The following is a 23,276-nucleotide window of genomic DNA, read 5'->3' on the forward strand; positions in this document are numbered from 1 at the left end:
GGGACAATGGCACTCTGCCACTCATGAAACGCCTCGCCCCGCTTGCGCTGCTTGCCCTTGCCCTGCCCGCTTCGGCCGAGGAGGCCGTGACGCCCACTTCCATCGTGGCGGCGGCGCCGGCGGCAGACTGGATTGCGATCGATCCTGCTGACCTGATGGTGATGGACCTTGCACCCGATCGCGACAGGAATGCCCGGCGGGTGGTGATCCAGCTGATGCCCGCGCCGTTCAGCCAGGGCTGGGTCGGCAATATCCGCAAGCTGGCGGCGGCGCATTGGTGGGACGGGACGAGCGTCTACCGCGTGCAGGACAATTACGTGGTCCAGTGGGGCGATGTGACGGAGGAGAAGGCCCTGCCGGAGGGGCTGAAGGTAGTGCCGGAGAGAGAGTATACAGTGCCGGATGAAGGCCGCCTGCCCCGCCCCACAGCCGTAAGGGCGCGTGATGCCTACGCTGTCTCAACTGGATTTGCTGCTGGCTTTCCGGTCGCGATGGAGCCGGCGATCATGCATGTGAGCGGCGGGAACTGGTGGCCCGTCCACTGCTACGGCATGGTCGGCGTGGCGCGCGATCTGGAAAGCACCGGCGCGGGCAGCGACCTCTATGTCGTGATCGGACAGGCGCCGCGCCAGCTGGACCGGAACATCGCGCTGGTGGGCCGGGTTATCGAAGGGATCGAGCATCTTTCCAGCCTGCCGCGCGGGCATGGCGAGTTGGGCTTCTATGGCGACGACGAGGCGGACAAGCGCGTGCCGATCCTGTCGGTACGGATCGGGGCGGAAGCGCGCAATTTGCCGCGGTTCGAATATCTCTCGACCGACAGCGACAGCTTCGCCGCCTATGCCCATTCGCGCGCCAACCGGCAGGACGAGTTCTACAAGGTCCCGGCGGGCGGCGCCGATATCTGCAATGTGCCGGTGCCCATCCGGCGGGTGTTGGCGCAATGATTTCCTGTTCGTCTTTGCGAGCGAAGCGAAGCAATCCAGGGCGGTTGCGCGCTGGGCCGTGGATTGCTTCGCGGCGTTGCCGCTCGCAATGACGAAGGGACGAACCATGAGCGAAACCATCCGCTTCGCAGCGCCCCTGCTCCACTGGGAACTCGGCGACTTTGCCGGGCTGGGCTATGTCAGCATCACCGGCGAGGCCGAGGAGGCGATCCGGGGGCATGAGCTGATGCGGAGGCTGGAACTGGGCAAAAGGCGCGGCTTCGGATCGGTGAAAGTGAATGTCAGCCTTGGTGACAGTCGCTGGTCCACTTCCGTCTTCCCGCAGAAGGAAGGCGGCTGGTTCCTGCCGGTCAAGAAGGCGATCCAGCGTGCGGAAGGGCTGGAGGAAGGCGACCTGCTCGAGATCGAGCTGGAGCTGCTTTAGGTTCGGAATGTGTGAACCCCGGCGGAGGCCGGGGTCCATGGTCAAGGCGCTCGGTTGGGCACTGGGTCCCTGCCTGCGCAGGGACTCACGACATTGCCGAATTCACACATATCTCTTGACATTTTAAACCTATTTGGTTATATGCACGCCCATCCTGCATCTCAAAACAGGATATGGAACCGGGAGGCGGCTCGGCCGGCTTGCCTTCCCCTCCAATCGCGGGTGCTCCTGCACACAACAGGGGAATGTCACTCCCGCATCGCGGCCGGCGCTCATGCGCCTTGGGCAGGCTCTCGCCGGCCCAGCCGCCGGATCGGATCAGGCGCGGCACCAGCCGCGATGGAAGTGCGCCTCGTGCGAGCCCGCCCGCGCTTCCCAGCCGCTCCGGACAGGGCCGAGCCCATGCGCGCTGCGGAACAGGCGCCCGGGCCACTCGCAAGATAAACCTTCCGCACTGCCTCCGGCGCATTGCCGGCCGCGCGGTTCCTTTGGATTTTCACACTGGCGTTAGGTCCGGGCTCGCCGCCGGATGATGGGGTGTGCGTGCGCCACGCTTCCCGCCCCACTCACCCACACCCGCTCATCCTGAGCTTGTCGAAGGACACAGGAAACGGCAGCCCCATGAGGCTGACTTGAATGCGCCCGGCCCAAAGGTCAGCGCGTGTCCTTCGACAGGCTCAGGATGGGCGGAGGTTTGGGTGGGGTGTGGGCTAGTTCCGTCATGCTGAACTCGTTTCAGCATCCATCCTTCCCCACGAACCACCGCTCGATCCGGAGAAATGGATCCTGAAACAAGTTCAGGATGACGAAGAGGGGATGTCCCGCCTCTTAGTCCTCGGTACCACCGCTACATCCGGCTCGCTTCGGCCAGTGCATCACTCGCTCGCAGGGCGCTGAGGATGCGGGTGAGGTGGGCCAAATCCTGCACTTCGAGGTCCACTTCATAAGTGTGGAACGGATCGTCGCGCTGGGAGAGGACCAGGTTCATCACATTGGCGTGGTTCTTGGCGAAGATGCCCGCGACTTCGGCCAGAGTGCCGGGGCGGTTGTAGAGCACCACGCGCACACGGCCGGTGGCGCCTTGCGAGCGTTCGCCCCATGACAGGTCCACCCAGTCCGCATCCACGCCGCTGGCCAGTTCCAGACAGTCGATCGTGTGGACTTCCACCACTTCGCCCGGATGGCGCAGGCCCACGATGCGGTCGCCCGGCACGGGGTGGCAGCATTCGGCCAGCTTGAAGCCCACGCCAGGGGTGAGGCCGCGGATGGAGATGGCGCGTTCCTGCTTTTCCGGCTCGGGCATGTCGGCCGTGCTGCCGGGCACCAGCGCTTCCATCACTTCGCGATCTTTGATCTTGGCCGCGCCGATGGCGTACATCAGCTCGTCCTCGTCCTCCATGCCCAGCCGGTCCACCGCAGCGCGGATGGCCTTCTTGCCGATCTTGGCGGGCAGGCGGTCGGCGATGTGATCGAACAGCTTGTGGCCGATGGCGGCGATCTCGGCCCGTTCCTTGGCGCGCACGGCGCGGCGGATGGAAGCGCGGGCCTTGCCGGTGACGACGAAGCCCAGCCAGGAAAGCTGCGGCTCGGAATGGCTGCCCTTGATGATCTCCACCACGTCGCCATTGTGCAGTTCGGTGCGCAGCGGCATGTGGCGGCCGTTGATCTTGGCACCCACGGCCTGCGCGCCCAGATCGGTATGGACGGCAAAGGCGAAGTCCACCGGCGTCGCCCCCTTGGGCAGCTGGTGCAGCGCGCCCTTGGGCGTGAAGGCGAAGATGCGGTCCTGATAGATCGCCAGCTTCGTGTTCTCGAGCAATTCGTCGGCATCGTGGCTGGCATCCACGATCTCGATCAGGTCGCGCAGCCAGCCAACCTGCCCGTCAGGCCGGGTGCCGCCCTGCTTGTAAGCCCAGTGAGCGGCGAGACCGAATTCGTTGAGCCTATGCATCTCGCGCGTGCGGACCTGCACTTCCATGCGCATGGAATTTTCATAGATCAGCGAGGTATGCAGCGAACGGTAACCGTTCGACTTGGGGGTGGAGATGTAATCCTTGTAGCGGCCGGGGATGAACTGCCAGGTGGTGTGCAGCACGCCCAATGCGCGATAGCAGTCCTCCACGCTTTCGGTCAGCACGCGGAAGGCCATGATATCGGTGATCTGTTCGAAGCTCACATGGCGTTCGGCCATCTTCTTCCAGATCGAATAGGGGTGTTTCTCGCGCCCCCATACTTCCACTTTCAGCCCGGCTTCGGCCAGCGCTTGCTTGATGGCCAGCGCGATGTCATCGACCTGCCCGCCTTCCTGGCTGCGGATCTGCGCCAACCGCCCGGTGATGGTGGCATAGGCTTCCGGCTCCAGCTGCTCGAAGGCGAGGAGCTGCATCTCGCGCATATATTCGTACATGCCCACCCGCTCGGCCAGCGGGGCATAGATATCCATCGTCTCGCGCGCGATGCGGCGGCGCTTTTCCGGCGATTTGATGAAGTGCAGCGTGCGCATGTTGTGCAGCCGGTCCGCCAGCTTCACCAGCAGCACGCGCAAATCCTCGCTCATGGCGAGGAGGAACTTGCGCAGGTTTTCGGCCGCCCGCTCGTCCTCGGGCATCTGCTCGATCTTGGAGAGCTTGGTGACGCCGTCCACCAGCCGGGCGACATCGGGGCCGAAATTCTTCTCGATATCCTCGATCGTGGCGAGCGTATCTTCCACCGTATCGTGGAGCAGCGCGGTGATGATCGTTTCCTGATCGAGCTTCAGGTCGGTCATCAACCCGGCGACTTCTACCGGATGGGAGAAATAGGGGTCCCCACTGGCGCGCTTCTGCGAACCGTGCTTCTGCACGGTGTAGACATAGGCGCGGTTAAGGAGCGCCTCATCGGCATCGGGGGCGTAATCCTTTACCCGCTCAACAAGTTCGTACTGACGCAGCATTGTGCTTCCCAAATGGGGGCAAGACCCCCCACTTTGCAACGGGAAAGCGCTCGAGTGGGAAAGCTATTGCAACGCGGCTGGCGTCAGGCGGGCTTGCCGACCACCTCGTCTACCGCGCCCTGCGTCACTGCGTGATAGCCCGAACGGGTCTTGGCATAGATGCGCTTGGCAATCGGCTGGCCCCAGCTGCCCTGTTTCATCAGCGCGGCAAAGAGCGGTTTGACGAACTTGGTCCGGCCCACGCTGGAGAGGAATTTCTCCGCCGCCGGCACTGCCGGATCGTAACGGTTGTTCAGCGCCAGTTCGAGCCAGGCGAACAGGATTTCCTTATTGCCGGACTTCGACAGGCCCAGCGAGGAATCCAGCGCGGCCAGCTTTGCCGCATCGAGCTTTGCCGGAACCTTCGACAGGAAGCGCAGCCGTTCCGCCGTGGTCCAGGTGCCCCATGCCCTAGCATCGGGCGTGCCGCTGGCGCGATAGGCTTCGGCAGCCTTGTCCACATCGGCAAAGGCGGAAGCGGGCGGGCGCAGGACGTTGGACGGCAGGCCGGGCTTGTAGACCCAGTCATCCAGCATCAGCTTCTTTTCCATCTCCGCATCGCCCTTCACCAGATGGGCGCGCATATCGTCCAGCAGCATGGCGGAGGTGGCGGGCTGGAAGGCGTGCTTGTCGAACCAGCTGCGCAGCCAGGCGTCGAACTTCTCGCGGCCCACGATGCTTTCCACCGTGCGCATGAAAGTGGCGCCCTTGTCGTAGATGATGCCGGAATTGCCGCCATCGGGCACGCCCAGTTCGGGCGAGAGGTGCAGCGCGGTGATCGGCGCATTCATGCCTTCCTCGGCCAGCGCCTTCTCCATTTCGGCAAAGCTCAGCGCGGCTTCCTGCTGCGCGCGCTTGGTGCCGTAGAGTTCTTCCACAATGCGGTTTTCGAAATAGGAGGTGATCCCCTCGTTCAGCCAGCTGTCGGACCAGTTGGCGTTGGTGACGAGATTGCCCGACCAGCTATGCGCCAGTTCATGCGCCACCAGCCCCGTCAGGCTGCGATCGCCCGCGATGAAGGTGGGCGTCAGGAAGGTCATGGTGGGGTTTTCCATGCCGCCATAGGGGAAGCTGGGCGGCAGGACGATCATCTCGTAGCGACCCCAGCGATAGGGGCCGTAGAGCTTCTCGGCTGCTTCCACCATCTTCTCCGTATCGGAAAGTTCGGCCGCAGCGGCATCCAGCATGGAAGGTTCGGTCCACACGCCGGTGCGCGGGCCGAGTTCGCGATAGGCCAGATCGCCCGCAGCAATGGCGATCAGGTAAGGCGCCACCGGCTTGTCCATGCGGAAGCGGAAGGCGCGGCGATTATCGCCCACATCCTCCGGCTCGCCCACGCGCAGGGCGGACATCACCACCGTCAGCGGCTTGGGCGCAGTGATCCGCGCTTCCCAGCTCTGGCGGATGCCGGGGCTGTCCTGTGTGGGAATCCAGCTGCGGTTGAGCGTGGCCTGCCCCTGGCTGAGCAGATAGGGCTGCTTGCCGCCCGCCGTCTGCTGCGGGGCCAGCCATTGCAGCGCCTCCGCATCGGGCGCGGCGGAATAGGCGATAGTGATCTTTCGGGCCTTGCCGATGGTCACGCTAATCGGCTCGCCCTTGCCTTCCACCTTCGCGCCAATTGTGAAGGGCAGCTGCGCCCCGCTCTCATCGGTGATCTTCGCGATCTTCAACCCGTTGCTGTCGAGCACGATGGTATCGGCATCGGGCCTGGCGAGAATATCCAGCGTGGCCGTGCCGCTCACCGTCTTCGCCGCGAAATCCAATGCGAGGTCCAGCGCCACATGCGTCACCCGCGCCACTTCGGGCTGGGCGAAAGTGGCCGCGTCCTTCGCGTCCTCGCTGGTGAGGATCGGGGAGACAATCGCTTCCTCGGCCGGCTTGTCCGCCCCGCCCGAACAGGCAGCGGCGAGCAGCGACAGGGGCAGCGAGAGAGACAGCAGGAACGACTTGAGCGCGGCGCGCATCGGATTCTCCGGACAGGGATCGGGGGAACTGGTTTCGTTTAACACCAATTCCACGATTAAGAGGCGCTCGTCAAATCCGCTCCGCAAATCCAGCAGCTCTGGCCGCTTGCAGGCCGCCGCAACGCGCTCCAGAAAGGCGGCGATGACCAACGCAGCCACGACGACCATCTTCGAACGCATGTCGGCCCTCGCGCGCGAAACGGGTGCGATCAATCTCGGCCAGGGCTTCCCCGACCGGGAGCATGCGCCCGAACTGCTGGAGGCCGCCCGGCGCGCGCTGGTGGAGAAATCGAACCAATATCCGCCCATGCGCGGCCTTGCCGAACTGCGCCGCGCGGTGTGCGACTATTACCGAAGCGAACAGGGGCTGGAAGTCGCGGAAGAGGAAGTGGTGGTCACCTCCGGCGCGACCGAGGCGCTGGCCGCCAGCATCCTCGCCCTGATCCAGCCGGGGGACGAGGCGATCCTGCTGCAGCCCTGCTATGACGCCTATCTGCCGCTGATCGAGCGGGCGGGCGGCACTGCAAAGCTGCTCAATCTGGTGCCCCCGCACTGGACCATCCCGATGGAGAAACTGGAAGAGGCCATCACGCCCCGCACGAAGCTGATCATCCTCAACACGCCCAACAACCCCACCGGCACGATCACGCCGCTTGCTGAGCTGGAACGGCTCGGCACGATCTGCGAGGCGCATGATCTGGCGCTGCTGTGCGACGAGGTATGGGAAGGCATGATCTTCGACCGCACGCCACATGTCTCGCCCCTCGCCATCCCGGTGCTGCGTGACCGGGCAATCAAGGTGGGCTCGGCGGGCAAGATCTTCTCCCTCACAGGCTGGAAGATCGGCTGGGCCGTCGCCGCGCCCAAGCTGGCCGATGCCATTGCAGCGCAGCACCAGTTCCTCACCTTCACTACTGCCACGCCGCTGCAATGGGCCGTGGCCGAAGGGCTGGCCCTGCCCCATCAATGGCACGAAGCCCACCGCGCCCAATATGGCGCCAGCCGCCGCCGTCTGGTGGAAGGGCTGGAGGCGGCGGGCTATGCCGTCCTGCCATCCAGCGGCACGTGGTTCGTCACGGTCGATCTCGCCGCCTCGGGCCTGCCCGCCGATGACGAGCAGATGGCCGAACGCCTGATCCGCGAGGCAGGCGTGGTGACGATCCCCGTCTCAGCCTTCTATCACGACACGAAGGAAAAAGGCTTCCTGCGCTTCTGCTTTGCCAAGCAGGACGCGACACTGGACGAGGCTTTGGCGAAGCTGGCGGAGTTCCGGGCGGCAGTTTCCAACTGAGCCATCCGTCATGCTGAACTCGTTTCAGCATCCATCCCTCCCCACGCACCGCCGCTCGATCCGGAGAAATAGATCCTGAAACGAGTTCAGGATGACGAAAATGTAGCCCTCAGTTCTTCGCCTTCAGCCCTACCGCCGCAAGGCCCGCCAGCGCGCAGGCTTCGTCATTGTCCGACGTATCGCCGGTAATGCCGATCGCGCCCACGACCACGCCGTCCGCATCGCAGGCGATCACGCCGCCCGCCGCCGGGACCATGCCGCCCTCGCCCATCGTGTCGACCGAGGCGATGAAGTGCGGGCGTTCCAGCGCCATGTCGCCGATGGTGCGGCTCGAAACGCCCAGCGCCAGCGCGCCTGCCGCCTTGCCGGTGGCCAGCTTGACCCGCATGTTCGAGGCCCCGTCCTGACGCTGGCAGGCGATCATGTGCCCGCCTGCATCGAGCACCACCACGGTCAGCGGCTTGAGCGCCAGTTCCGTGCCCTTGTTCAGGGCGGCTTCGATCATGGCATTGGCCTGGGCGAGGTCGATACGGTGCATGCGGGTCAGCTCCACTTCACTTCGGGGGGAAGGCTCATCAGGATGGCGTCGATATTGCCGCCGGTCCGCAGGCCGAACAATGTGCCCCGGTCATAGACCAGGTTGAATTCCACATAGCGGCCGCGCCATTCAAGCTGGGCCTGTTTTTCCGCCTCGCTGAATTCCATGCCCATGCGCTTGCGCACGATCCTGGGGAACACGTCGAGAAATGCCTCGCCCACGTCGCGGGTGAAGGCGAAATTGCGCTCCCATTCGGCGAGGTCCGCGCATTCGAGGTGATCGTAGAAAATGCCGCCCACGCCGCGCGCCACGTTACGATGGGGGATGAAGAAATAGTCATCCGCCCATTTCTTGAACTTCTCGTAATAGGTGGGGTTGTGGCCCGCGCAGGCCGCGCGGAAGGCGGCGTGGAAGGCTTCGGTATCTTCCTCGTAAGGGATCGGCGGATTGAGGTCCGCCCCGCCACCGAACCATGCCTTGCTGGTGGTGAGGAAGCGCGTGTTCATGTGCACTGCCGGAACATGCGGATTGGCCATGTGGGCCACAAGGCTGATGCCCGTGGCAGTGAAGCCGGGATCGTCCTCGCTCGCGCCATTGATCGTCTGGGCGAAACCGGGGGCGAAATTGCCCGACACGGTGGAGACGTTGACGCCCACCTTCTCGAACACCTTGCCCTTCATCTGGCCGCGCACACCGCCGCCGCCTTCTGTGCCGTCAGAGGTTTCGCGGTCCCACGGCGTATATTCGAAACTGGCATCGCTGCCCGCCTCCCGCTCGATCGCCTCGAAGGCGGCGCAGATTCGGTCGCGCAGGCTTTCGAACCATTCGCGGGATTGGGCGGTCTGAGGGGTCCAGTCGGTCATAACAAAATCCGTTCGTCCTGAGCTTGTCGAAGGACCGCACTTCATTCTTCGAGAAAGAAAGACTGCCCTTCGACAAGCTCAGGGCGGGCGGTTCACTTGCAGGCAAACGCCCCCTTGCCAAACCCGCCGCCCCACGGCAAGGCACTGCCATGGTTCCTCTTTCGTTCCTGCCCCACGGTTTCGCGGATGAGGAATTCGTGCTGGTCGATGGCCGCGCGCTGTACTGGCCGCGCGAACAGGCACTGCTGGTGGCCGATCTGCATCTGGAAAAGGCCAGCTTCTATGCAAGTCACGGCCAGATGCTGCCCCCCTATGACAGCCGCGAAACGCTCGGGCGCCTCGCACAGGCGATCCGCGCCACCGGCGCTCGCCGGGTCTTCACCCTGGGGGACAATTTCCATGACGATGGCGGCGCCCTGCGACTGGAACCCCATGCGGCCGGGATGCTCGATGCACTGACCCGCGCGGTGGACTGGGTGTGGATCACCGGCAACCACGATTCGCAGCTGCAGGGTTCAGCGGGCGGCACTCTGGTGGAGGAACTGGAAGTTTCCGGCATCATCTTGCGCCATCAGGCCCTGCCCGGAGAGGTGCGGGCGGAGCTTTCGGGCCATTTCCACCCCAAGTTCAAACTCACCGCGCGCGGCCGTTCGATCAGCCGCCCTTGCGCAGTGGCGGGATCGTCCCCATCTGGTGCTGGACGGATGATCCTGCCCGCTTTCGGCGCGTTGACGGGGGGTATGGACGCCGCCGATCCTGCCATCCTTCAGGCCATGCAGCCCGCCCGCCGGGTGGATGCGCTGGTGCCGACGAAGGACCGGTTGCTGCAATTCCCGCTCTGGCGTGCAGGATAGCGCCGAATTCCGCACCAGCCCCCTTTCGCTGGCGGAAGAATCCCATTAAGACGCGCGCTTCGAAAACCTAGACAAAAACGATTACAGGAGACCGCACAATAGCACGTCCTCCCCGGCGAATGCTGACGCCCCCCGTGAAAAGCGGGCCGCGCTTCGACAATTTCATCCAGTCCGACAAAGTTCGCGTCATTGACGAGAACGGAGAGAATCTGGGTGTGATGTATACGAGCGAGGCGATCGAACAGGCGGCCGATGTCGGCCTGAACCTGGTCGAGGTGTCGCCCAATGCGGATCCGCCAGTCTGCAAGTTCCTCGATGTCGGCAAGTACCGCTACGAGGCGCAGAAGAAGGCGAATGCTGCGCGCAAGACGCAGAAGACGCAGGAAATCAAAGAAATCAAGATGCGCCCCAACATCGACACGCATGACTATGACGTGAAGATGCGCAACGTGAACAAGTTTCTGCTGGAAGGCGACAAGGTGAAGATCACCCTGCGCTTCCGTGGCCGCGAAATGAGCCACCAGGAACTGGGCATGAACCTGCTCAAGCGGGTGCAGGAAGATGTGGCAGAGATCGCCAAGATCGAAGCCTATCCCCGGCTTGAAGGCCGCCAGATGCTGATGGTGCTGTCGCCGAAATAAGCGACGCCTCTATCGCAGAACCTCGCAAGGGCGCGCCGCAAGGTGCGCCTTTTGCTTTTGGGGCGGAGTCGTTTGTCAGCAGCGCCTCACCCCTTCGCGGGCGGTTCCCATAATTCGATGGGATTGCCTTCGGGATCGTGAATGCGCGCGAAGCGGCCGACATCGGGGTGATCCCACTCCTCGCGGGTTTCCACCGCAATGCCTGCCTGCCGCAGCCGCTCGATCAAGGCAGCGATGCCCGCCACGCGCAGATTGATCATCACCTGGCGATCCGTGGGGAAATAGCCACTGTCGCGCGGGAACAGCGAATAGACTGTCGCCCCGGCTTCCGCCTGCCAGAACCACGCCCCATCGGGCGATGGCTCACCCGCGGCGGTAACGGTGAAGCCCAACTGGTCACGATACCAAGCGGCAAGCGCGGCAGGATCGTCTGCCCGCAGGAACACGCCGCCAATCCCCAGAACCTTGCCTTCGGCCATTGCCAGACTCCTTGTCACGAGCCGCATGGAAGCTAGGATTGCGTCAGGGCGAGGTAAAGGGGGCAGAAGTTGGCGCAAAGTGGTGCCTTGACGGCGAAACATGTCGGCCTTGCGGCCGGAATCGCCGGTTTCCTCCTCACCCTGATCCTGCCTGCCCCTGCCGGAATGCCCTCACAGGCATGGACCGTGGCAGGGCTGACCTTCTGGATGGCCGCCTGGTGGATGACCGAGGCCGTGCCGCTTACCGCCACAGCCCTGCTGCCTTTCGTTGTCCTCCCCTTTGCCAAGGTCATGAACGCCAATGAGACGGCCTCGGCCTATTACTCGCCGATCCTGTTCCTGATCCTTGGCGGGGCGTTCCTTTCGCTCGCCATCGAGCGGACCGGGCTGCACCGGCGGCTTGCCCTCGCCATCCTGGCGCGGGTGGGCACGGGCGGAGGCAGCACGCGGCTGCTGCTGGCCTTCATGCTCGCCACTGCGGTGCTGTCCATGGGGATTTCCAACACGTCCACCGCGCTGATCATGATGCCCATGGCACTGGCCGTGCTGGATGGCGGCGGCGCATCGGCGCGGGATCAGGACGGGCTTTCGGGCGCCCTGCCCATGGGCATCGCCTTTGCCGCCTCCATCGGCGGGCTCGGCACTATCGTGGGCAGCCCGACCAATGCGATCGCGGTGGGCCTGCTGGAAAAATCCATCGGGCTGGACATCAGCTTTGCCGAATGGAGCCTTTACGGCATGCCCATCGTGCTGCTGGGCATTCCGCTGGCCGCCTTCATCATCGCTCGCGTGCAGAAAACGGCGCAGCACCCCTTCGACATCGCCGCCGCGCGCCAGGCGATTGCCTGCCCGCCCGAATGGTCGCTCCCCGAAAAGCGGCTCCTTCCCGTCCTCATCCTGGCATTCGTCGCCTGGATGGCGCAGCCCCTGCTCGAAACAGTGCTGCCCAAGGGATCGCTGACCGATGGGACCATCGGCGTGATCGCGGGCATCAGCCTGTTCCTGATCCCCGATGGCACCGGGCGGCCGATGCTGGTGTGGAGCGAGGCGGACCGCGCGCCCTGGGGCGTGATCATGATGTTCGGCGGCGGGCTGGCACTGGCAGCGGGGATGACCGCATCGGGGCTGGCGGACTGGCTGGGCCAGTCGCTGCTGCCGCTTTCTTCCGTGCCGCTGCTGGTGGTGGCACTGGCCGTGGTGGCGATGGTGATCGTCATCACCGAATTTGCCAGCAATGTCGCCACGGCCAGCGGGATCATCCCGGTGGTCGCCAGCTTGATCGTGGCGCTGGGCGCCGATCCGGTGCTGCTGGCCATTCCCGCCGCCATGGCCGCCAGCTGGGGCTTCATGCTGCCCGCGGGGACCGGCCCCAACGCCATCGCCTGGGCCACTGGCCGCATCCGCCTGCCGCGCATGGTGGGCGCGGGCATCGCGCTCGACATATCGGGCGCGATACTGATCGTGGCGGCGGTATGGGGCGTGGCGGCGCTGGCGGGCTAGGCGGCTGTTACCGCCTCCTCACCTTCGTCATTCCCGCGCAGGCGGGGAGTCGAAGACGTCCTTGGACAATCCAGCCGCAACCTCCGAACTGGATTCCCGCCTGCGCGGGAATGACGAAGGGGGAGAGGAAAACCCCCTCCATTCAGCGCCGATCCAGCCCCTGCTGCTTGAGGAAGGCCGATAGCTGATCCGCCACGGCGCGGTTGTTCATGTCCATGAAGGGGATATGCGTGTTGCCCTTCAGGCCCACATCGGTGAGCTTGAGGATCGAGGCCTTCCCGCCGCGCCGGTTGATCAGCTCTACGAATTGCTCGCATTGCTTCAGGCTGGCAGGCCAGGTGGCGGAGTCCGCGATATTGTCGCCCCAGACGAATTGCAGCGGGATCTTCGTCAGCCGGTCGAATTCCTCCTCGCTCACACGGATCGGGCCGAAGGGGCCTTCCGGCCCGGCAGGCCCGGCGCCTTCGGGGAAGGGAAAGCCCGGGTTCTCATAGGCGACAATGGCCTTCACATTGCCGCTCTGCGTCGCGGCAAGCAGCGCGCGCAGGCCGCCGGCAGAATTGGTGAGCACCACGCTGGGGCCCACTTCGTCGATCGCCTTCGCGCCCGCCGCCGCTTCAAGGCGGACATTCTTCACGATGTCGAATTCCTCGTAGCGGGCACGCATGGCCTGGTCGTAGGCCCGCTTGTCCTGCGTGGGGAACTGGATGCCGGGGAACCATTCGCCGAAGCTCTTGCCGAAGCGCCAAGCCGTGAAATTGCCCTGATCGCGTCCGACGAGCGGCTTGTAACTATATTCCTCGCAGCCCCAATTGGCCCGGCCCACCCGCGGGCCGTCCCATAGATAGACAGGGAAGCCGCGCTTCAGGAAAATGTCGCGGAAGCCTTCCCCGCCATCCCAGCGCTGTTGCCACACCAGTGCGCTGGAGCTGTGCCACATGAACAACGCCGTCTTCCGCGCCTTTACCGGGATCTGATATTCGACATAGCCGTGATCGCAATGGAGCGAGGATTTGGCCGGATCGCCCAGCACAGTGCCGCCCGCCGCGAAGCCGCCCTGCCGTTCGAGCACGATGCTGCCCTTCCCGGCCGCCTGCGCCCCGCAAAGCGCGGGAAACGCGCCTGCCACAAGGAACACGGCCGCCGCCGCGCATAGCCGGACCTTCCGGCGAAACACCGCCTGCATAATTCCTCTCCCCTTTGTGCCGCAATCGTCGAACGGCCTGCGCGCCTGTGCTTGCCTCAGGCTGCGCTAATTCTTGCCGGGCAGGAACAGGCGCCCTCAGCCCTTCCAGGTCCGCCGTTCTTCCGCCTGGCGGAGCACTTCGTAAGCCACCTGGAACGCCTGAAACGCCTTGGCCGCCTCTTCGTCGCCGGGGCGGACGTCGGGGTGCACTTCCTTGGCCTTGGCGCGCCATGCCTTTTTTACCGCATCGAAATCGGCGTCCGATTCAAGGCCGAGCACATCCAGCGCGCGCATCTCGTCGCTGCTGCGACTGCCGTCGCCGGAACCTGCCCAGCCATAATGCGAGGCTTCGGCATAGCCGGAATTGGCGCGCTGTTCGCTCTTGGCGCGGGCCTGCGCCTCTTCCTCGTCCAGCCCTTCGAAATAGTTCCACTTCGAGTTGTATTCGGCCGCGTGCTGCTGGCAGAAATACCAGCGATCCGGGCTGTTGGGCGATTTGGGCGCGGGGCAATTGCCCGGCTCCGTACAATTGTGCCGGTCGCACAGGCGCACGGTCGCCGCCTCGCGCGAGCTGCCATAGCCGCGCCAGCGGGGAAAGCCCCAGTCCAGCGTTCGTTTCGCGCGGCTCATAAAGTGAATTCCTTGACCATCCGCCAGACATAGGCGCTCGCCCCCGCCCCTGCAAAGGGGTTGAGGCGCGACACTTTGAGACAATTGCTGCGTTGCAAAAAGAAATTAGGGAACTATCCGAGGATCGGAGGAGTTACCCTAGGGACGTGAGCAAGCAACTCGCCATTTCCGCAGCCTTCTCCATCTTCGCGATGGCGGCCTATGCGCTTTGTGCCACCCCGTCCGCATTCGATGCGGATGCCGGGGGACTTGCCGCGCTCTCCGTGCGCGAAGGCATTGCGGGCGCCCCGATCGAAATCGAAGCGCCCGCCAATCTGCTGCGGCTGCCGGAACTTCCGGCGCTGCAATTCACCGCCGATTAGTCGATCGTAATCGTGGCGGCGCGGCGGTTCTGCGCCCATGCGGCTTCATCGGAGCCCAGCGCCACCGGACGTTCCTTGCCATAGCTGACCACCGCCAGGCGCGAGGCATCGATGCCCACGCTGACAAGATAGTTCTTGGCCGCATTGGCGCGGCGCTCGCCCAGCGCGATATTGTATTCGCGCGTGCCGCGTTCGTCGCAGTGACCTTCGATAGTGGCGCGCTTGGCCGGGTAACGCTTCAGCCATTCGGCCTGGGCACGAAGGGCCGCCGCGTCGGTCGCGTCGATGTCGAACTTGTCCGTGTCGAAATAGACCACGTTGCGGCCCTGCATCTGCGCCACGAAGTCCGCATTGCTGCCCGGGATCGGGCCGGTCGGCGTCGGGGTGGGGCGCGGTGCCGGGGTGGGCGTTGCCACCGTGGCGGGCTGCGGCGGAAGCTGTTCGGGTTCGGCGTTCTTGCTGCAACCGGCAAGCGCGATTGCACCGGCGATCGCTGCTACGGAAACGAGACGTTGCATATTCGCTCTCCTACGAAGGGGCTAACGGGGGGGTTAGCCGGTAAAATCCTAATGTAACACTTTTACGGCAGTACGGGACCCCATGCCGGGTCGGAAGCCCCAACGGGGGTTGGCAGCTTGCGTTCGTTGCGCCCGGTCAGGTCGACCTGCCACAGGGACGTCTCGCCCGAATTGCGGGTATTGCGGAAAAACTGCACAATACGGCCATTGGGCGCCCAAGTGGGGGCCTCATCCTGCCAGCTATCTGTCAGGTGGCGCACATTCTTGCCATCGGGGGTCATCACCGCGATGCGGAAATTGCCGACGATATGGGTGAAGGCGATCTGGTCGCCGCGCGGGCTCCATTCCGGCGTGGCCGCACGCCCGCCGAAAAAGGTGATGCGCTTCTGGTTCGATCCGTCGGCATTCATCACATAGACCTGCTGGGTGCCCGAACGGTCGCTTTCGAACACGATCCTGCTGCCGTCCGGCGAATAGGAACCGCCCACATCGATGCCCGGGCTGTCGGTCAGTCGCTCGCTCTGCCCGCCTTCGGCACGGATGCGATAGATGTCGGTATTGCCGCCCACCGCCATGGAATAGAGAATCCACTTGCCGTCCGGCGACCAGCGCGGGGCGAAGGTCGGGTTATTGCTCTTGGTCACGAGGTGCTGTTTGCCCGTGCCGATATCGTAGATGTAGATGCTCGGATTGCCGTTCAGATAGCTGAGATAGACGATCTGCTTGTAATCCGGCGAATAGCGCGGGGTCAGCGCAGTGGCCTGGCCATTGGTGATGAAGCGGTGGTTCGCGCCATCGGAATCCATGATCGCCAGTCGCTTGATCCGGCGATCCTTCGGGCCGGTTTCGGCGATATAGGCGATCTTGCTGTCGAAGAACGGGCTTTCGCCGGACAGGCGCGAATAGACGAGGTCAGCGCATTTATGCGCCGCACGGCGCCAGTCGCTGGGCGGAACCACCCAGCCTTCGCGCACCAGTTCGTCCTTCAGGGTGATGTCATAGAGATAGCAGCCCACGGTCAGCCGCCCGTCGCTGCCCGCGCGGACATAGCCATGAACCAGCATTTCCGCGCTGCGCGACTGCCAGACGGACCATTTGGGCGCGGTGATATCCGGATAATCCGGACGCGGCAGGCTGTCCGGCCCCACCGGGCGGAACAGGCCGTTATTCTTGAGGTCCGCCGTAATCACCCGCGCCAGTTCGCGCCCCAACGCGGCCGTGCCTTCGGTATTGGCGGCCGTGGGGACATTGGCGTTGGTGGCGAAGGACGGAATGGCGATGCCCAGATCCTGCCAGGCGCTCTCGTCGGTAACGGAACCGACCAGACCTTCATCCACGTCCGCGGCATCCCCGGCTGCAGTCGAAGCGGGCGCGAGTTCGCCACCCCCCGCCTGTGCGGCAAGCGGCGCCGAGACGAACACCGCAAGCAGGATAGCCATTCGCTTGCTCATTGCGACAAGGCCTTGTCGAAACGGAATGCTGAGACTTTCTTCCATGCTTCGTAATACTCTTTCGGCAATTTGAAGGGCGCTGCCCGCTGGACAGCACTGACGGCGATTTCTGCATGACGCCCGGCTTGGGCGCGATTGGCATCGTTGATCCCTTCCTGACGCACGACCTTGGGCCGCCCGGCCAGCGTGCCGTCAGGATTGAGGCTGAACGAAAGGATGGTCACCAACTTTTCCGCATCGAGCCCCTGAGGCGAGCGGCCCTGCCATTCCGGCTTGATCTGGCGGGAAATCGCCTGAACCAGCGAAGCCTTTTCCGAGGCCCCGATCTGCGAGGCAGGGATCAGCGCCTCGGCCTCGCTGCTACCCGCGCCGGCCAGGAAATTGTCGCCCAGGCGGCTGCCGCCCCCGGTCTTGGCAGGCTGCGGCTGCGGCGGTTTGGGAGGCTGCTTGGCAGGCGTAGCACTCGCCGGGCGCTGCTGCGCGCTGGGAGAAGCGCGCGGCGGTTCCGGCTTTTTCTGCGGCGTTGGTTTCGCGCTTGGTTTCGGTGACGGCTTGGGGGAAGGCTTGGCCGACGGCTTCGGCTCCGGCTTTACGCTCGGCTTCGGAACCGGCTTCGGTTCAGGGGCCGGAGCGGGCGGCGGAGCGATATCCTTGGCGATGGTCGGCGCGACCGAGGCCTGCGCTTCCTGCGCCACCTGCGGCCCTTCGTTCACCAGCCCCACTTCCTCGGTCAGGTTCACGGTTACGCGCGGCGGCGGCGGGATGACCGCGGGCGCGCGCAGGGCATGGATGGTCAACGCGACGATCAGCGCAAGATGCGCCACGACCGCGATGATCAGGCCGATCAGTTCGTCGCTGCGAAGACGGGGGCGAGGAAGCGCGATCATGGCCAGACGCTATGGAGCCTCGACTGAACTGTTGGTGACCAGCGAGATCGATCCGAAGCCCGCATGGCTCAACTCGCCCATCACTTCCATCACCCTGCCGTAATCCAGCGCCCTGTCGGCGCGCAGGGTGACCAGCGGCGGCTTGCCTTCCGCGTCGCGCGGAATGTTCGCCAGCGCCGCTTCCAGCCCGCCACGCTCGATCGGCGCCTCGTCCAGATAGACAGTGCCGTCATCGGCGATGGAAATCGTGATCTGGTCCTTCTCCTGCGACAGGGCATCGGCCCGGCTGTCAGGCAGGTCGAGCGGCACGCCCGCGGTCAGCAGCGGCGCGGTGACCATGAAGATGATCAGCAGCACCAGCATCACGTCCACCAGCGGGGTGACGTTGATCTCGGCCATCGGCGCGCGGCGATTGCGCCCGCGCCGGCGCCGCCCGGAGGAAGAGGAGGCAACCCCCATCGACATCAGATGCGCTCCAGATCGCGGCTGAGCTTCGCGCCGAAGCGGTCGGCAAAGCGCTGCAGGCTCGCCTCGAACAGGCCCACGCGGTTGCTGAAGCGGTTATAGGCGATCACTGCCGGAATGGCCGCGAACAGCCCGATGGCAGTGGCGAACAAGGCTTCCGAAATACCGGGGGCAACCACGGCGAGCGAGGAATTCTGCTGCTGCCCGATCTGGAAGAAGCTGTTCATGATGCCCCAGACGGTGCCGAACAGGCCGACGAACGGCCCCACGGAACCGGTGGTGGCAAGGAAGTTCAGGCGCGCGGCGAGATTGTCGGATTCCTCGGCCACCTGGCCTTCCATCGCGGTCGCCACGCGCTGGCGCACGCCCTCGCGGTCGAAACCGGGGCGAGCAGTGGACTTGCGGAATTCAGCCAGACCGGCCGCGGCGATGGCGGCGGAGGGCACCTGCTGGCGGCGGCGTTCGCCCAGCAATGCCTCCGGATTGTCGAGCGTGAGGAACTCACCTTCGAAATCGTCGCAGCGGCGCTTCACCGAGGCCATGCGCAGGCTGAACGACACGATGATCATCCACACCCACATGCTGGCGAGCAGCAGGCCGCCCATCACCACCTGCACCACGATATCGGCATCGAGGAAGAGCTGGATCGGATCGAGACGGCTGGGCGCGGCGGAGGCGGCCAGGAAAGCGAGCTGGGTCATGCGGTTCCTTCTGGAGCAAGCAGGGGAGCGAAGGCATCGCGCCATGCGGCCGGCTGGCGGCGCGGGCGGCCTTCGGGAGAGACGAAGCCGACGCGGACATCCGCCTCGGCCAGGAGAATATCGTGGCGAAACGCCTTCTGGCGCAGAGTGACGCTGGCGGCCCCGAGATCGAGCGCGTGGCTTTCGATCCGTACCGCGTCGTCGAGCCGGGCAGGCGCGGCATAGCGAATGGTCAGCCCTGCCACGGCATAGACGCCCTCGCCCGATTCCTGCGCGGCGCGCTGGTCAATCCCCAGCAGGCGCAGCATGTCGGACCGGGCACGTTCGAACCAGCGCAGGTAATTGGCGTGATAGACGATGCCGGACAGGTCGGTATCCTCGTAATAGACGCGCACGGCGAAAAGGTGGCGCCACCTGCCGTCCGGGCCTTCGAAGCGGCCGGTGTGGGGTTCGATCTGCGTCACCATGCTCTCCCACAGCGGTTTAGCCCGTTGCCGACTCGCTCGGCAAGAACGGCTTTTTTACATTGTGGGATGAACCGTTGATGGCCCGCGATCAGCGGCTGAGCATCGGCCCCAGCGGCTGCCCGCCGAACAGGTGAACATGCAGATGCGGCACTTCCTGCCCGCCATGGGCACCCAGATTGGCCAGCAGGCGATAGCCCGGCTGCACCAGATCCAGTTCCCGCGCGACATGGCCCACGGCACGCACGAAGCCCGCGATTTCCTCCGCTGCGGCGCGCGCGGAGAAATCGTCCCAGCTCACATAGGCGCCCTTGGGGATCACCAGGACGTGAACCGGCGCCTGCGGCGCGATATCGTGGAAAGCCAATGCCCATTCATCCTCGAAGACGGTGCGGTTCGGGATTTCCCCGCGCAGAATCTTCGCGAAAATATTCTGGTCGTCATACGGCAGGGTGGCGTCGATCGGCATCATTCGCTCCGCGAGGCTTTTTCAACGAGGCCCGACGTGCCCTCGCGCCGGTCAAGCTCGGCCATGATAACGGAAAGCGGCACCTGCTTTTCAGCCAGCAGCACCATCAGGTGGAACAGCAGGTCGGCCGCTTCGCCCACCAGTTCTTCCTCGCTGCCGGAAAGGGCTGCGATCACCGTCTCCACCGCTTCCTCGCCCAGCTTGCGCGCGATCACGGGCAGGCCGCGCGCGTGGAGCTTGGCGACATAGCTGGAATCGGGCGAGGCACCCATGCGCTGGGCGATGGTCTGTTCGAGGCGAGTAAGCGTATCCATGGCCACGCGACATGGACAGGGCGCGCGGCCCGGTCAAGCGTTTGAGGGCGGACTCGGCCGGTTCCGGCCTACTTGCGACGCTTGCTGCGATCCTTGGGGCGCATTCCGCCCCGCCAGCCAACAATCACGCCGACAATGCCCAGCGCGAACAGGGCCAGAGCCGATCCTTCCGGCACGGCAGCGCCGTCACCGGCGAGTACGGGCGCGGCGGCGCATAGCGCGGGCAGCATCGAGAGCAGGCGGGCGGCAATTCGTTTCATCGGAAATATTAACGCAAACCGCATGCCACCACCCAGTATTCAGCCTGCTTCGCCCGATTTGTTGGTTAACACAGAAGAGCGCCAGCCGCGTTCTGTAAGCCCACCCGACAGTATCCAGCCGATCTGTCCATCGTCATTGCGAGCGTAGCGAAGCAATCCAGCGCGTATCGCCTGAGATTGCCGCCCGATCAGCCTCGGGCAGGAAGCCCCGCCGCGCGCAGGGCCGCATGGGCATCGGCAATGGAATAGGTGCCGAAATGGAAGATCGAGGCAGCCAGAACCGCGCTCGCCCCGCCCTTGGTCACGCCTTCCACCAGATGGTCGAGCGTGCCCACGCCGCCGCTGGCGATTACCGGCACGGAGACCGCGTCGGCAATAGTTCGAGTTAACTTGAGGTCATAGCCCTTCTGGGTTCCGTCCCCGTCCATCGAGGTGACGAGCAACTCGCCCGCGCCCATCCGGGCCAGCTTCACGGCATGTTCCACTGCGTCGATCCCGGTCGCGCGGCGGCCGCCATGAGTGAAGATTTCCCAGTGGTCATGGCTCCAGCGCGCATCGACCGAGGCGACGATGCACTGGCTGCCCATGCGCTCGGCAATCTCGCTCACCACTTCGGGGCGCGTTACGGCGGCGGAATTGACCGCCACCTTGTCGGCACCGGCCAGCAGCAGCGCGCGCGCATCGTCCACGCTACGCACCCCGCCGCCCACGGTCAGCGGCATGAAACACACTTCCGCCGTGCGACGCACGATATCGATCAGCGTGCCGCGCCCTTCATGCGTGGCGGAAATATCGAGGAAGCACAGCTCGTCCGCGCCCGCCGCATCATAGGCGCGGGCCTGCTCCACCGGATCGCCGGCATCCTTCAGATCGACGAAATTGACGCCCTTCACCACGCGGCCATCGGCCACGTCGAGACAGGGGATGACGCGAATGCGGACGGTCATGCTCGCTTACCTTTGCGCGTGGCCTTCGACAGGCTCAGGCTGAGCGGGTGCAGGAAGGCCGGACACAAGGTCCGCTCATGCTGAGCCTGTCGAAGGCCACGCGCCAACGTCACAGTCACGCCCGCCCCGCCATCTGGATCGCCGCCGCCAGATCGAGCCGCCCTTCATACAGGGCACGGCCCGTGATGACGCCTTCGATCCCGTCCTGCGCATGGAGAGAGAGGATATGGATATCGTCCAGCCCCTTCACCCCGCCGCTGGCGATCACGGGAATGTCCACGCGCCGGGCAAGGTCCACCGTCGCTTCGATATTCACGCCCTTGAGCAGGCCGTCGCGGCCGATATCGGTGAACAGCAGGCTGGCGACGCCCGCATCTTCGAAGCGGCGGGCGAGATCGACCACCGGCACGTCCGACACATCGGCCCAGCCCTCGGTCGCGACCATGCCGTCCTTCGCATCCACGGCCACCACGATCCCGCCGGGGAATTCGCGCGCCATGTCCTTCACGAATTCCGGGTCTTTCAGCGCGGCCGAACCCATTACCACGCGGGCAACGCCCAGATCGAACCAGCCTTCGACTGCCTCGCGATTGCGGATGCCGCCGCCCAGCTGGACATAGCCGGGAAAGGCCTCGACGATGGCTTCCACCGCCTCGCGGTTTTCCGCCCGGCCCGCGAAGCTGCCGTCCAGGTCAACCACATGCAGGTGCTGCGCGCCCGCTTCGGCAAAGATCAGCGACTGCGCCGCCGGATTGTCGCCATAGATGGTCGCCCGGTTCATGTCGCCTTCGGCAAGGCGCACCACCTGTCCGCCCTTGAGGTCGATGGCGGGAAATACGATCACGGCTGCCACTCCAGAAAACGCTTGAGCAGGCCAAGGCCATAGGCCTGGCTCTTTTCGGGATGGAACTGCACCCCCAGCAGATTGTCGCGCGCCACGGCGGCCACCAGCCCGCCGCCATGATCGGTCATCGCGGCGACATGCTGGCCGTCATCGGGCACGAAATGATAGGAATGAAGGAAATAGGCCTCGCCCGGCTCGATCAGTTCCGACCCGTCATGATGGGCACTGCGGATCACGTCGTTCCAGCCCATATGCGGGATCTTGATCGCCGGATCGGTCCGCTCGATCGGGCGAACTTCGCCCTTGATCCAGCCAAGGCCGGGGCATTCGCCGAATTCCAGTCCACGGCTGGCGAGAAGCTGCATGCCCACGCAGATGCCCAGGAACGGCACGCCGTCGCCCAGCACGCGATCCTCGATCGCGTCCACCAGGCCTTCGATGGCGGTCAGCCCTTCGAAGCAGGCGCGAAACGAGCCGACGCCCGGCAGAACGACGCGCTTGGCCATGCGGACAAGTTCAGGGTCCGCCGTGACCATCACCGATTCCGCCCCGGCGGCGACCAGCGCGTTCTTCACCGAGTGGAGATTGCCGGCGCCGTAATCGATCAGCGCGAGAGGCTCAGCCACCAAGCTGCCCCTTCGTGGAAGGGATCGCCCCGCCCTTGCGCGGATCGATCTCCACCGCGGTGCGCATCGCGCGGGCGAAACCCTTGAAGGTCGCCTCGCAGATGTGGTGGTTGTTCTGGCCGTAGAGCAGCTCGATATGCAGCGTGATGCCCAGCGTCTGCGCGATGGAGTGGAACCAGTGCTCGACCAGTTCCGTATCCAGTTCGCCCAGCTTTTCCTGCGTGAACTTGGCGTGCCACACGAAATAGGGGCGGCCGGAAATATCCAGCGCCACGCGCACCAGCGTCTCGTCCATCGGGGAATAGGCACTGCCGTATCGGCCGATCCCGCCCTTGTCGCCCAGGGCCTGGCCGATGGCCTGACCGAGCGCGAGGGCCGAATCTTCCGTCGTATGGTGCTGGTCGACATGCAGGTCGCCCTTCACCTTCAGGGTGACGTCGATCAGCGAGTGGCGGCTGAACTGTTCGATCATGTGATCGAGAAAGCCGATCCCCGTGGAGACGTCATAAGCCCCCGTCCCGTCGAGATTCACCTCGACGAGGATTTCGGTTTCCTTGGTGTTCCGTTCGATCCGGGCTGTACGCATGGCTCGCCTATAGGCCTGTGGGCAGGGGAATCAATCTCCTGCACGGCTTTCAAAACGGCTTGACCGGGCCGATTGCCCCCGCCACTTGTGCGCC

27 protein-coding genes are annotated in these 23,276 nt (G+C 64.7%); 7 read left to right on the forward strand and 20 right to left on the reverse strand.

Annotation, left to right across the window (positions count from 1 at the left end):
- The first annotated feature begins 23 nt into the window (after positions 1-23).
- Complete coding sequence (locus WFP36_RS12990; protein WP_336980945.1) at positions 24-947, forward strand: peptidylprolyl isomerase; 924 nt, start codon at positions 24-26, stop codon at positions 945-947.
- Positions 948-1,053: 106 nt separating this feature from the next.
- Complete coding sequence (locus WFP36_RS12995) at positions 1,054-1,371, forward strand: DUF1905 domain-containing protein (RefSeq protein WP_336980947.1); 318 nt, start codon at positions 1,054-1,056, stop codon at positions 1,369-1,371.
- A gap of 847 nt (positions 1,372-2,218) precedes the next feature.
- Here WFP36_RS12995 and WFP36_RS13000 read toward each other — a convergent pair.
- Positions 2,219-4,303 carry a RelA/SpoT family protein gene (locus WFP36_RS13000; protein WP_336980949.1) on the reverse strand — a complete coding sequence of 695 codons (2,085 nt, stop codon included), beginning with the start codon at positions 4,301-4,303 and terminating at the stop codon, positions 2,219-2,221.
- Between the two features lie 83 nt (positions 4,304-4,386).
- Positions 4,387-6,360, reverse strand: a complete 1,974-nt coding sequence (locus tag WFP36_RS13005) for a M1 family metallopeptidase (protein ID WP_336980951.1) — start codon at positions 6,358-6,360, stop codon at positions 4,387-4,389.
- Positions 6,361-6,448: 88 nt separating this feature from the next.
- Here WFP36_RS13005 and WFP36_RS13010 point away from each other — a divergent pair, with 88 nt between their 5' ends.
- Positions 6,449-7,597, forward strand: a complete 1,149-nt coding sequence (locus WFP36_RS13010; RefSeq protein WP_336980953.1) for an aminotransferase — start codon at positions 6,449-6,451, stop codon at positions 7,595-7,597.
- 109 nt (positions 7,598-7,706) lie between these two features.
- Here the strand turns inward: WFP36_RS13010 and WFP36_RS13015 are convergent, their stop codons facing one another.
- Positions 7,707-8,135, reverse strand: a complete 429-nt coding sequence (locus tag WFP36_RS13015; RefSeq protein ID WP_336980955.1) for a GlcG/HbpS family heme-binding protein — start codon at positions 8,133-8,135, stop codon at positions 7,707-7,709.
- 5 nt (positions 8,136-8,140) lie between these two features.
- Entirely contained in the window at positions 8,141-8,998 is an 858-nt protein-coding gene (gene hemF / locus WFP36_RS13020; protein WP_054530795.1) for an oxygen-dependent coproporphyrinogen oxidase, read from the reverse strand.
- Between the two features lie 149 nt (positions 8,999-9,147).
- On the opposite strand from hemF, the gene pdeM reads away from it, so the two are divergent.
- Positions 9,148-9,852, forward strand: a complete 705-nt coding sequence (pdeM, locus tag WFP36_RS13025; RefSeq protein WP_336980958.1) for a ligase-associated DNA damage response endonuclease PdeM — start codon at positions 9,148-9,150, stop codon at positions 9,850-9,852.
- Positions 9,853-9,971: 119 nt separating this feature from the next.
- Positions 9,972-10,493, forward strand: a complete 522-nt coding sequence (gene infC, locus WFP36_RS13030) for a translation initiation factor IF-3 (protein ID WP_336980960.1) — start codon at positions 9,972-9,974, stop codon at positions 10,491-10,493.
- Between the two features lie 86 nt (positions 10,494-10,579).
- Here infC and WFP36_RS13035 read toward each other — a convergent pair whose 3' ends face one another.
- A complete protein-coding gene (locus tag WFP36_RS13035; RefSeq protein ID WP_336980961.1) occupies positions 10,580-10,972 on the reverse strand; it encodes a VOC family protein in 393 nt (130 codons plus the stop codon).
- A gap of 87 nt (positions 10,973-11,059) precedes the next feature.
- On the opposite strand from WFP36_RS13035, the gene WFP36_RS13040 reads away from it, so the two are divergent.
- Complete coding sequence (locus tag WFP36_RS13040; protein WP_336980963.1) at positions 11,060-12,472, forward strand: SLC13 family permease; 1,413 nt, start codon at positions 11,060-11,062, stop codon at positions 12,470-12,472.
- A 142-nt stretch (positions 12,473-12,614) separates the two neighbouring features.
- Here WFP36_RS13040 and WFP36_RS13045 read toward each other — a convergent pair whose 3' ends face one another.
- Positions 12,615-13,658, reverse strand: a complete 1,044-nt coding sequence (locus WFP36_RS13045) for an alpha/beta hydrolase (RefSeq protein ID WP_336980965.1) — start codon at positions 13,656-13,658, stop codon at positions 12,615-12,617.
- A gap of 96 nt (positions 13,659-13,754) precedes the next feature.
- Complete coding sequence (locus WFP36_RS13050) at positions 13,755-14,288, reverse strand: J domain-containing protein (protein WP_336980966.1); 534 nt, start codon at positions 14,286-14,288, stop codon at positions 13,755-13,757.
- Positions 14,289-14,434: 146 nt separating this feature from the next.
- On the opposite strand from WFP36_RS13050, the gene WFP36_RS13055 reads away from it, so the two are divergent.
- Positions 14,435-14,650, forward strand: a complete 216-nt coding sequence (locus WFP36_RS13055) for a hypothetical protein (RefSeq protein ID WP_336980968.1) — start codon at positions 14,435-14,437, stop codon at positions 14,648-14,650.
- Here WFP36_RS13055 and pal read toward each other — a convergent pair.
- The 13 genes from pal to hisB all read right to left on the reverse strand — a co-directional run bounded on the left by pal (position 14,647) and on the right by hisB (position 23,182).
- Complete coding sequence (pal, locus tag WFP36_RS13060; protein WP_336980969.1) at positions 14,647-15,168, reverse strand: peptidoglycan-associated lipoprotein Pal; 522 nt, start codon at positions 15,166-15,168, stop codon at positions 14,647-14,649. The two genes, WFP36_RS13055 and pal, sit on opposite strands and share 4 nt — an antisense overlap.
- Positions 15,169-15,230: 62 nt before the next feature.
- Complete coding sequence (gene tolB / locus WFP36_RS13065; protein ID WP_336980971.1) at positions 15,231-16,619, reverse strand: Tol-Pal system beta propeller repeat protein TolB; 1,389 nt, start codon at positions 16,617-16,619, stop codon at positions 15,231-15,233.
- On the reverse strand, positions 16,616-17,506 hold the full coding sequence (locus WFP36_RS13070; protein WP_336980973.1) for an energy transducer TonB: 891 nt from the start codon (positions 17,504-17,506) through the stop codon (positions 16,616-16,618). Before WFP36_RS13070 ends, tolB begins: the two co-directional genes overlap by 4 nt.
- Positions 17,507-17,515: 9 nt before the next feature.
- Entirely contained in the window at positions 17,516-17,971 is a 456-nt protein-coding gene (locus WFP36_RS13075; protein ID WP_336980974.1) for an ExbD/TolR family protein, read from the reverse strand.
- Positions 17,971-18,672 carry a protein TolQ gene (gene tolQ / locus WFP36_RS13080; protein ID WP_336980976.1) on the reverse strand — a complete coding sequence of 234 codons (702 nt, stop codon included), beginning with the start codon at positions 18,670-18,672 and terminating at the stop codon, positions 17,971-17,973. The genes WFP36_RS13075 and tolQ overlap by 1 nt, the downstream gene beginning before the upstream one ends.
- Positions 18,669-19,139, reverse strand: coding sequence for a YbgC/FadM family acyl-CoA thioesterase (locus WFP36_RS13085; RefSeq protein ID WP_336980978.1), 471 nt, complete (start codon positions 19,137-19,139; stop codon positions 18,669-18,671). Before WFP36_RS13085 ends, tolQ begins: the two co-directional genes overlap by 4 nt.
- A gap of 88 nt (positions 19,140-19,227) precedes the next feature.
- Positions 19,228-19,605 (reverse strand): histidine triad nucleotide-binding protein, encoded by a 378-nt coding sequence (locus WFP36_RS13090; RefSeq protein WP_336980980.1) that lies wholly within the window; start codon positions 19,603-19,605, stop codon positions 19,228-19,230.
- The gene (locus WFP36_RS13095; RefSeq protein ID WP_336980982.1) at positions 19,605-19,919 is read right to left on the reverse strand and encodes a phosphoribosyl-ATP diphosphatase; all 315 of its coding nucleotides are present in this window, start codon (positions 19,917-19,919) and stop codon (positions 19,605-19,607) included. Before WFP36_RS13095 ends, WFP36_RS13090 begins: the two co-directional genes overlap by 1 nt.
- A gap of 68 nt (positions 19,920-19,987) precedes the next feature.
- Positions 19,988-20,179, reverse strand: coding sequence for a hypothetical protein (locus tag WFP36_RS13100; protein WP_336980984.1), 192 nt, complete (start codon positions 20,177-20,179; stop codon positions 19,988-19,990).
- A 188-nt stretch (positions 20,180-20,367) separates the two neighbouring features.
- Positions 20,368-21,126 (reverse strand): imidazole glycerol phosphate synthase subunit HisF, encoded by a 759-nt coding sequence (gene hisF, locus WFP36_RS13105; RefSeq protein ID WP_336980985.1) that lies wholly within the window; start codon positions 21,124-21,126, stop codon positions 20,368-20,370.
- A 115-nt stretch (positions 21,127-21,241) separates the two neighbouring features.
- Complete coding sequence (gene hisA / locus WFP36_RS13110; protein ID WP_336980987.1) at positions 21,242-21,970, reverse strand: 1-(5-phosphoribosyl)-5-[(5-phosphoribosylamino)methylideneamino]imidazole-4-carboxamide isomerase; 729 nt, start codon at positions 21,968-21,970, stop codon at positions 21,242-21,244.
- A complete protein-coding gene (gene hisH, locus WFP36_RS13115) occupies positions 21,967-22,596 on the reverse strand; it encodes an imidazole glycerol phosphate synthase subunit HisH (RefSeq protein ID WP_336980989.1) in 630 nt (209 codons plus the stop codon). The genes hisA and hisH overlap by 4 nt, the downstream gene beginning before the upstream one ends.
- Positions 22,589-23,182 carry an imidazoleglycerol-phosphate dehydratase HisB gene (gene hisB, locus WFP36_RS13120; RefSeq protein WP_336980991.1) on the reverse strand — a complete coding sequence of 198 codons (594 nt, stop codon included), beginning with the start codon at positions 23,180-23,182 and terminating at the stop codon, positions 22,589-22,591. The genes hisH and hisB overlap by 8 nt, the downstream gene beginning before the upstream one ends.
- Positions 23,183-23,276: the final 94 nt, after the last annotated feature.

This window comes from Fulverythrobacter fulvus (assembly GCF_037154085.1).
Classification (GTDB): domain Bacteria; phylum Pseudomonadota; class Alphaproteobacteria; order Sphingomonadales; family Sphingomonadaceae; genus Andeanibacterium; species Andeanibacterium fulvum.